This is a genomic window from Streptomyces sp. NPDC026500 (genome assembly GCF_055567635.1).
This window is the reverse complement of the sequence record NZ_JBVHQB010000001.1, coordinates 693194-701400: the sequence shown is the minus strand read 5'-3', so window position 1 is coordinate 701400 and position 8207 is coordinate 693194. Positions and strand designations below refer to the sequence as shown.

Below are 8207 nucleotides of genomic sequence, written 5' to 3'. Positions count from 1 at the left end.
ACCGTTTCCGTATCCGATTTCCTCGGTGCTTTCCAGGTTCCCGCTTCCGCGTTTCCCTTTCCGGCGAGTCCGACTCTATCAGAACCTTTCGGGCCCGATTTCCTCGGTGCTTTCGAGGTAATCCGCTTTCGCGTTTCCCTTTCCAGCGGCTCCGACTCTATCAGAACCTTTCGGGCCTGACTCCCAGTCAGCGGGGCTTGTTTTCTCGGCTGTTGGGCCGTTCCGACGAGTGAGACATTAGCGGATTCCTGGCTCCCGAGCTAATCGGGGTGGCGCCCTTTCGAACGCGGAATCCTCATTTCGCAAACACGCATGAAAACGAGCCGACGACGAGTCGTCGATCGTTGAATGGTGGTGCGGAATGGCTGTCCGGGGACCGACCGGAGTCGGCGCTCACGTCGGACAACTCGGAGAACACTACGTAGAGGCAGGAGTCGTGTCAACTCCGCTCCGGACGGGCCCCCCGAGGCGTACGGTGAGTCCATGACTACCCATACGTGCACCCAGCTGTGGTGGGCCGCCTGACGGCGGCCGTACACACGTATGTACCCAACGGCCGCCGCCCTCGGCGGCCGTTTTTGTGTCTCCCTCCCGGGGAGCCGGCCGCTGGGCGCGGCGGCCTCGACCAGGAGGTGGAGAGATGACGCGGATCTTCAGTGGGGTCAAGCCGACCGGGCATCTGACGCTGGGGAACTATCTGGGAGCCGTACGCCGCTGGGCCGCCGTCGATCAGCACCGGGCCGAAGCCCTGTTCTGCATCGTCGATCTGCACGCGCTGACCGTGGACCACGATCCGGGGCGGGTCCGCAGGCTCAGCAGGCAGGCGGCGACGTTGTTGCTGGCGTCGGGGCTCGATCCCGAGCTGTGCACCGTGTTCGTACAGAGTCATGTGGACGAACACGCCCGGCTTTCCTATCTGCTGGAGTGCGTCGCGACCGACGGCGAGATGCGGCGGATGATCCAGTACAAGGAGAAGGCCGCGTTGGAACGGAAGCGCGGTGGGAGCGTGCGGCTGTCGTTGCTGACGTATCCCGTGCTGATGGCGGCCGACATCCTGGCGTACGGAAGCGACGAGGTGCCGGTCGGGGACGACCAGACGCAGCATGTCGAGCTGACCCGGGATCTGGCGGTGCGGTTCAACCAGCGGTACGGCCATACGTTCGTGGTGCCTCGCGCGACCCGTCCTGAGGTCGCGGCGCGGGTCATGAATCTGCAGGAGCCGACGTCGAAGATGGGGAAGAGCGACGACATCGGCCCGGGCGTCGTCTATTTGCTCGATGAGCCGGAGGCCGTGCGGAAGAAGATCATGCGCGCGGTGACGGACAGCGGGCAGGACGTCGAGTACGACCCGGAGGAGCGGCCCGGGGTCTCGAATCTGCTGGAGATCCTCGCGGCGTGTGAAGGAGGGGACCCCGAAGCCTTGGCGGGTGCGTACGAGTCGTACGGCGCCTTGAAGAAGGACACCGCCGAGGCCGTGGTCGAACTCCTCAGGCCCGTACAGGAAAGGCACAAACGGTTGTGCACGGATCCCGCGTACGTGGAGGGGGTGTTGCGGGAGGGTGCGGAGAAGGCCAGACAGATGGCGCGGCCCAGGGTGGACGCGGCCTACGAGGCGATCGGGTTGCTGCCGCCCGCGGCCGGCTGACTGAGGACTGATGGTCGTCCTCGGCGTCGGCCGGCCCTCGGCGCCGGGGTGGTCGGCGCCGGGGGCGCCTCGGCTCGGTCCAGGGGTGGCTCGGTGCCGAGGGCCGGCCGGGGCAGGGGTGGGTCAGCTGTTGCCGGAGGCGAGTTCGCGGCTGCGGTCGCGGGCCGCTTCCAGTGCGGCGATGAGTGCCGCGCGTACGCCGTGGTTCTCGAGTTCGCGGATCGCGTTGATCGTGGTGCCCGCGGGAGACGTGACGTTCTCGCGGAGCTTCACGGGGTGCTCGCCGCTGTCGCGGAGCATCACGGCGGCGCCGATCGCGGACTGGACGATGAGGTCGTGCGCCTTGTCGCGGGGCAGGCCGAGCAGGATGCCCGCGTCCGTCATGGCCTCGACCAGATAGAAGAAGTACGCCGGTCCCGAACCGGAGAGGGCGGTGCAGGCGTCCTGCTGCGACTCGGGGACGAGAAGCGTCTTGCCGACGGCGCCGAAGACCTCCTCGGCGTACGCCACGTGCTCGGCGGTGGCGTGACTGCCGGCGGAGATGACGGACATGGCCTCGTCGACGAGGGCGGGGGTGTTCGTCATGACACGGACGACTGGTGTGCCGGGGGCCAGGCGCTCCTCGAAGAAGGAGGTCGGGATGCCTGCCGCGCCGCTGATGATCAGGCGGTCGGCGGGGACGTGCGGGGCGAGTTCGTCGAGGAGGGTGCCCATGTCCTGGGGCTTGACGGTGAGAATCAGCGTGTCGGCGGTCTTCGCCGCTTCCGCGTTGCTGACCGGGGTCACTCCGTGGCGTTCCTGGAGTTCCTTGGCCCGCTCCGGTCGGCGGGCGGTGACCAGGAGATCGGTGGGGGCCCAGCCGGCTCGGATCATTCCGCTGAGCAGGGCTTCGCCGATCTTGCCGGTGCCGAGGACTGCGACTTTCTGAGGCATGGTTGCGGGTGCCCTCCGGGGGTTGAGTCGTCCGCGTTCATCCTCCCACCGGGGTCATGGGGACGGGTCGGATGTCCGGTGGGCGGACGGCACGTCGCCCTCGGTCCCGGCGGGCCGGGGCGGGGAGGTCCGCCCGTCCGCCCCGTCGGGGGCCCTACGGCGTCCGGCGTCGCAGGGTCGCCGCTCCGAGCCCCAGGACCAGCAGCGCGCTCCCGGCGACGATCAGTGCGTCGCGTACGAAGTTCGCCGTCATGTCGGTGTGCTTGAGGACCTCGTTCATGGCGTCGACCGCGTACGACATCGGGAGGACGTCGGAGATGGCCTCCAGTACGGGGTGCATGTTGGAGCGCGGGGTGAACAGGCCGCAGAGGAGAAGCTGCGGGAAGATCACAGCCGGCATGAACTGGACGGCCTGGAACTCGGAGGCGGCGAACGCCGAGACGAACAGGCCGAGGGCCGTTCCGAGGAGGGCGTCGAGGAGGGCGACCAGCAGGAGGAGCCAGGGGGAGCCCGTGACGTCCAGGCCGAGGAACCAGACCGCGAGTCCGGTGGCCAGGGCCGACTGGATGATGGCGAGCGCGCCGAACGCGAGGGCGTAGCCGGCGATCAGGTCGCCCTTGCCCAGGGGCATGGCGAGGAGGCGTTCGAGGGTGCCGGAGGTTCGCTCGCGCAGGGTCGCGATCGAGGTCACCAGGAACATCGTGATCAGCGGGAAGATCCCGAGGAGGGACGCGCCGATGGAGTCGAAGGTGCGCAGGCTGCCGTCGAAGACGAAGCGGAGCAGGACCAGCATCACGCAGGGGACGAGGATCATCAGCGCGATGGTGCGCGGGTCGTGCCGCAGCTGACGCAGGGCGCGGGCCGCGGTGGCCGTCGTACGGGAGAGGTTGAGCGCGCTCGGGCGTGACGCCGGTGCCGCCTGCCCGGAGGGGCCGGGGCTCGCGGGTGCGGTGGGCGCGGTGGGGCTCGTGGGTGCCGTGGAACTCATCGTGCGGTCTCCTCGCGGGGGTGGGCACCGGCGGGGCGGGGGTCGGCGTCGGTGGCCGGGGGCTCCGAGGACGGAACGGGGGAATCCGAGGCCGGGGGTTCGGGGGTGGCGGCCTTCGGCGGTGAGATCGTGATGCTCGTCGCGGGCTGCTGAGCGGCCGCGACCGCCTCGTCCACGAGGTGGAGGAAGGCGGCTTCGACGGTGTCCGAGCCGGTCCGTTCGCGGAGGGCGTCGGGGGTGTCGTCGGCGAGGATCCCGCCCTCGCGCATCAGGAGGAGCCGGTGGCAGCGCTCGGCCTCGTCCATGACGTGGGAGGAGATCAGGAGCGTCGTGCCGCGCTGCTCCGCGATGGTGTGGAAGAGGTTCCACAGGTCGCGGCGCAGGACCGGGTCGAGGCCGACGGTCGGTTCGTCGAGGACGAGGAGTTCCGGGGTTCCGAGGAGGGCGACGGCGAGGGAGACGCGGCTGCGCTGGCCGCCCGAGAGGTTGCCGGCGAGGGAGTCGGCGTGGGAGACGAGGTCGACGTCCGCGATGGTCCGGGTGACGTCGGCGTGGCGGCGCTCGGAGGCGGCCCGGCCCGGGTCGAGGATCGCGGCGAAGTAGTCGAGGTTCTGGCGGACGGTCAGGTCGTCGTAGACCGAGGGCGCCTGGGTGACGTAACCGATGCGGGAACGGAGTGCGGCGTCGCCGGCGGGGAGGCCGAGCACTTCGAGGGTGCCGCTGACCTTGGCCTGGGTGCCGACCGTCGCGCGCATCAGGGTGGATTTTCCGCAGCCGGAGGGGCCGAGCAGGCCGGTGATCTGGCCGCGCGGGACGGTGAAGTCGAGTCCGTGCAGGACGGTGCGGGTGCCGCGGACGACCGTGAGGCCTTCGGCGCGGACGGCGGGCTGGGAAAGGGGCACGGGTGTTCCTGTGGGGTCGGGCGGACGCGGACGAATAATCATCACGCGATGAATATTCCTCTCGTGAGGTGCGCCGGTCAAGAGCCATGGTGCGCCCGTCCGACGACCGGAGCATCGGGTGGCGCAGGCGCGCGTCGGCGCGAACGGAACGGGAGCGTCCGCGGTGCCGCCGAACGATGCGCTCCCGCGTTCGCGTGACGGTGGCCCGGAGGGGCTGCGCGATCAACTGGCTTACCTGACAATGGATTTCAATGTGCGATGCGGCTCCGCGCCGTGTCGCCAGATCCGTCGTGCCCTCCCCCGGCACGGCACCCACGCATCTCCCGCTGTCGACCGGAGGTGCTGTCGTGATGCGCAAAGCCGATCTGTTCGCGTCCCTCGTCGTCTTTCTGGTGGCGCTGCCCCTGTGTGTCGGGGTCGCCATAGCGTCCGGTGTGCCCGCCGAACTGGGGCTGGTGACCGGAATCGTCGGTGGGCTGGTCGCCGGGGTGCTGCCCGGAAGCAGCCTGCAGGTGAGCGGGCCCGCGGCCGGACTGACCGTGTTGGTGTACGAGGCTGTGCAGTCGTACGGGGTCGGGGCGCTGGGTGTGCTGGTGCTCGGGGCCGGGCTGGTGCAGCTCGGACTCGGGGTTCTACGGCTCGGACGGTGGTTCCGGGCCGTGTCCGTGGCCGTCGTGCAGGGGATGCTCGCGGGGATCGGGCTCGTGCTGATCGCGGGCCAGGTGTACGCCATGGGCGACACGACCGCGCCGTCGGGCGGGCTCGGGAAGATCGCCGGGCTCGTCTGGCTGGCCGCCGACGCGGATCCGGTGGCGGTGGCGATCGGCGGCACCACCGTGGCCGTGCTCCTGCTGTGGCCGCGCTGGCGACGGGGCGCGCGGGTGGTGCCGGCACCGCTCCTGGCGGTGGCGCTCGCCTCGGCCGTGACCGGGGCGTTCGATCTGGCGGTACGACGGGTCGAGGTGCGGGGGCTGTTCGACGCCGTGCGGCCGCCGTCCGTCACGGATCTGGGCCGGCTCACGGAAGTGGGTGTGATCGGGACCGTGTTGGCGTTCGCGCTGATCGCTTCGGCGGAGTCGCTGTTCAGTGCGGCGGCGGTGGACCGGCTGCATCGGGGACCGCGGACCGACTACGACCGCGAGCTCATCGCGCAGGGCGCCGGGAACGCCGTGTGCGGGATGCTCGGGGCCCTGCCGATGACCGCCGTGATCGTGCGGAGTGCGGCGAATGTGCAGGCCGGGGCACAGACCAAGGTGTCGCGGGTGCTGCACGGGGTGTGGCTGCTGCTCTTCACGGCCGTGGTGCCCGCGGTGCTCGGGTTGATTCCGGTGGCGGCGCTCGCGGGGCTGCTGGTGCACGCGGGGTGCAAGCTCGTGCCGGTGCGGGAGGTGCGGACCCTGTGGCGCGGGCATCGCGGTGAGGTGGTCGTGCTGGCGGTGACCGCGGTGGCGATCGTGGCCGGGAACCTGTTCGAGGGGGTGCTGGTCGGGCTCGCGCTCGCGGTGGCCAAGACCGCCTGGGACATCAGTCATGTGCACGTGGAGACCGAGGACCGGGGCGCCGCGGGAATGGTCGTACGGGTGGTCGGCAACGCCACGTTCCTCCGGCTGCCGAAGCTGCTGGACGCCTTGGAGGCGTTGCCCCACGACCGTGACGTACGGCTGGAGCTGGGCGGGTTGCGGCACGTCGATCACGCGTGTGCGGCGGCCCTTGAGGTGTGGGCCGCCGGGCGGGATCACGAACGGATCGCCACCAGCAGTTCCACGACATAGGTCTCCTCCACGAACCCTTCCGGGAACGCCTGGAGGAGGTGGTTCCGTTCGTCGGCGAAGAACGCTCCGGTGGCCTCCTCGCCGAGGACCAGGAACTGCGAGTGGCTGCCGAGGCCGGCGAGGCGCGTGTCGATCGGGATGCGCCGGCTCCAGCGGACCTGCCGATGCTCGAAGGAGAGGCGGCCACTGGGATCGGCGGTGAGCGCGTGGGTGGCCCGAGCGAAGCTGTCGTTCTCCTCGACCACCTGGTCCCGGCCGAGGAAACGCTCGGCGCGCCGGGCTGCCGCCTCGATCCACGGGACGTCGAGCGCCTCGGTGTTCCACCACAGGGCCAGCGCCCCGCCTGGACGCAGCACGCGCAGCGCCTCCGGCACCGAACGGCTCGGGTCGGTCCAGTGCCACGCCTGGGCGTAGGTGAGGAAGTCCGCGGAGGCGGTCGCGAGGGGCAGGGCGTCGCCGCTGCCGCGGACGATCGGGATGCGGGGGTGGGCGCGACGGAACTCGGCGGCCATGCCGGGGCCGGGTTCCACGGCGAGGACATCCGCGCCGCGGGCGTGCAGGAGTCCGGTCGAGATTCCGGTGCCCGCGCCCACGTCGACGACCTTGGCGCCGGCCAGCGAGCGGGCCGCGAGGACTTCGACGGCGTCGAAGAGGGCGGGCGGATACGACGGGCGGTTCGCGGCGTACTGCGCCGCGGCCGAGTTGAAGGAGTGGGCCCGGGCGGCGTGCTGGGAGGCGGCGGAACGGGAAAGAGGCATGGGTTCATGGTCGGGGGTGGTGCGGGGGCCGGGGTAGACCCCCTTTTCCCCCTCCCGGGCCCATCCCGGCTCCGGCGCCGACGAGGTGTATCCCCTGACCGATCATGTCCCCCAGACCCGTCGTGTCGCGTCGCGGGCTCGTCCCCGGGCGCGGGACCCGGACGCCAGACCGTTCGCATCGCCTCGCGGGCTGATCCCCGGGCGCGGGAACCCGACGGGGTCAGGGGCGGCGTCCCTTCTTCGAGGGGTTGCCGGCGCGGCGCGTGGTGCGGCGGGTGTACTGCTTCTTCGCCGTCTCGTACTCCTCGCGGTGGAGCTTCTCGCCCGGCGCCTCCGTGAGGGAGCGGAAGCAGTAGGCGAGCAGGGAGCCGACGAAACCGATGGCGAGCAGACCACGCAGGGATGCCTGGCGGTCGGGGTCCGGGCGCTTGGTGAAGGCCTCCGAGGTGTGGCGGAAGGCGAGGGCGCTGCACACCGCGAACATCACCACGACCAGCACGGTCACGGGCGTCCCCACGTCCGCGATGGCCAGGCCCTGGTAGGCGAAGCGGAGCACGAAGCAGGCGGCCACGGCGGCGGCGAGGGAGCCGACGGCCACGCCGATCCGGCGGCCGGTGTAGCCGCCGTCGTGCTCCACCCAGGTCGTCCCGAAGAAACGCAGGGGCTCGGGCTGGGGCCCCGCGGGGGTGCCGGTTCCGGTGCTGGTCTCGTCGCTCACGCCACGATTATCGCTCCGGTCACGGCTCCGGCGTCCGCCGCGGGTGCCCTTGGCCGGGGGCGTCGGTCAGGAACACGCCGGGGCGACGTAGCCGTCGCTGCCCGTCTGCACGTACGCGTCCGAGACGAACTGGCCGTTGGAGATGTTGTCCCAGATCTTGCTCGTGCCGTAGGGGCCGGCGACGGACTCTCCCGAGCACTGGCAGTAGATCGGGACACGCGAGCCCGCCGGCAGGGTGCGGACGATGCTGAAATGAGTGCCCGGTCCGCTGCGGACGTTGACGTTGTGGCCCGGAGCGAGCGGGTAGGTGCGGAGTGTCTCGGCCGAGAACGGCTCCGCTTCCGCCGCCCCCGTCGAGTCTGTGATGGCAACGTCTTCCACGGCCATATCGATCTCCCCCGTTGATTGGTTCACGCCAAAAATATGCTGCGCGCCGAGGCTAGCAAGCCGTCGAGGTTTCGCACGAAGGATCGACTAGGCTCTGCGCGTCG

Annotated in this window: 9 protein-coding genes; 3 read left to right on the top strand and 6 right to left on the bottom strand. The window is 70.6% G+C overall.

All coding sequences use genetic code 11. From position 1 onward, the window contains the following. Together ACZ4N5_RS03110 and trpS are read left to right on the top strand one after the other, a co-directional pair. The coding region (locus ACZ4N5_RS03110; protein WP_467755370.1) for a hypothetical protein at positions 1-180 on the top strand (180 nt) is incomplete at its 5' end. A gap of 460 nt (positions 181-640) precedes the next feature. Then, complete coding sequence (gene trpS / locus ACZ4N5_RS03105) at positions 641-1645, top strand: tryptophan--tRNA ligase (protein WP_467755369.1); 1005 nt, start codon at positions 641-643, stop codon at positions 1643-1645. 123 nt (positions 1646-1768) lie between these two features. Here trpS and proC read toward each other — a convergent pair whose 3' ends face one another. From proC to ACZ4N5_RS03090, 3 genes are all read right to left on the bottom strand, one after another. Beyond that, positions 1769-2578: a pyrroline-5-carboxylate reductase gene (gene proC / locus ACZ4N5_RS03100; protein ID WP_467755368.1), complete on the bottom strand. Its 810-nt coding sequence runs from the start codon at positions 2576-2578 to the stop codon at positions 1769-1771. 154 nt (positions 2579-2732) lie between these two features. Then, positions 2733-3566 carry an ABC transporter permease gene (locus ACZ4N5_RS03095; protein ID WP_467755367.1) on the bottom strand — a complete coding sequence of 278 codons (834 nt, stop codon included), beginning with the start codon at positions 3564-3566 and terminating at the stop codon, positions 2733-2735. Then, entirely contained in the window at positions 3563-4510 is a 948-nt protein-coding gene (locus ACZ4N5_RS03090) for an ABC transporter ATP-binding protein (protein ID WP_467755403.1), read from the bottom strand. Before ACZ4N5_RS03090 ends, ACZ4N5_RS03095 begins: the two co-directional genes overlap by 4 nt. A gap of 308 nt (positions 4511-4818) precedes the next feature. Between ACZ4N5_RS03090 and ACZ4N5_RS03085 the strand changes: the two genes are divergently transcribed. Continuing rightward, positions 4819-6240 carry a SulP family inorganic anion transporter gene (locus tag ACZ4N5_RS03085; protein WP_467755366.1) on the top strand — a complete coding sequence of 474 codons (1422 nt, stop codon included), beginning with the start codon at positions 4819-4821 and terminating at the stop codon, positions 6238-6240. Here the strand turns inward: ACZ4N5_RS03085 and ACZ4N5_RS03080 are convergent. From ACZ4N5_RS03080 to ACZ4N5_RS03070, 3 genes are all read right to left on the bottom strand, one after another. Beyond that, positions 6204-6998: a class I SAM-dependent methyltransferase gene (locus ACZ4N5_RS03080; RefSeq protein WP_467755365.1), complete on the bottom strand. Its 795-nt coding sequence runs from the start codon at positions 6996-6998 to the stop codon at positions 6204-6206. The genes ACZ4N5_RS03085 and ACZ4N5_RS03080 overlap by 37 nt on opposite strands. A 220-nt stretch (positions 6999-7218) precedes the next feature. After that, positions 7219-7716, bottom strand: a complete 498-nt coding sequence (locus ACZ4N5_RS03075; RefSeq protein WP_467755364.1) for an EamA/RhaT family transporter — start codon at positions 7714-7716, stop codon at positions 7219-7221. A 66-nt stretch (positions 7717-7782) separates the two neighbouring features. Further along, entirely contained in the window at positions 7783-8103 is a 321-nt protein-coding gene (locus ACZ4N5_RS03070; protein ID WP_467755363.1) for a peptidase, read from the bottom strand. Between the last annotated feature and the right edge of the window lie 104 nt (positions 8104-8207).

Bases quoted from the DNA above. Each gene is read 5' to 3' on its own strand.
- trpS (WP_467755369.1), top strand. From the start codon at position 641: ATGACGCGGATCTTCAGTGGGGTCAAGCCGACCGGGCATCTGACGCTG.
- proC (WP_467755368.1), bottom strand. From the start codon at position 2,578: ATGCCTCAGAAAGTCGCAGTCCTCGGCACCGGCAAGATCGGCGAAGCC.
- ACZ4N5_RS03095 (WP_467755367.1), bottom strand. From the start codon at position 3,566: ATGAGTTCCACGGCACCCACGAGCCCCACCGCGCCCACCGCACCCGCG.
- ACZ4N5_RS03090 (WP_467755403.1), bottom strand. From the start codon at position 4,510: ATGATTATTCGTCCGCGTCCGCCCGACCCCACAGGAACACCCGTGCCC.
- ACZ4N5_RS03085 (WP_467755366.1), top strand. From the start codon at position 4,819: ATGCGCAAAGCCGATCTGTTCGCGTCCCTCGTCGTCTTTCTGGTGGCG.
- ACZ4N5_RS03080 (WP_467755365.1), bottom strand. From the start codon at position 6,998: ATGCCTCTTTCCCGTTCCGCCGCCTCCCAGCACGCCGCCCGGGCCCAC.
- ACZ4N5_RS03070 (WP_467755363.1), bottom strand. From the start codon at position 8,103: ATGGCCGTGGAAGACGTTGCCATCACAGACTCGACGGGGGCGGCGGAA.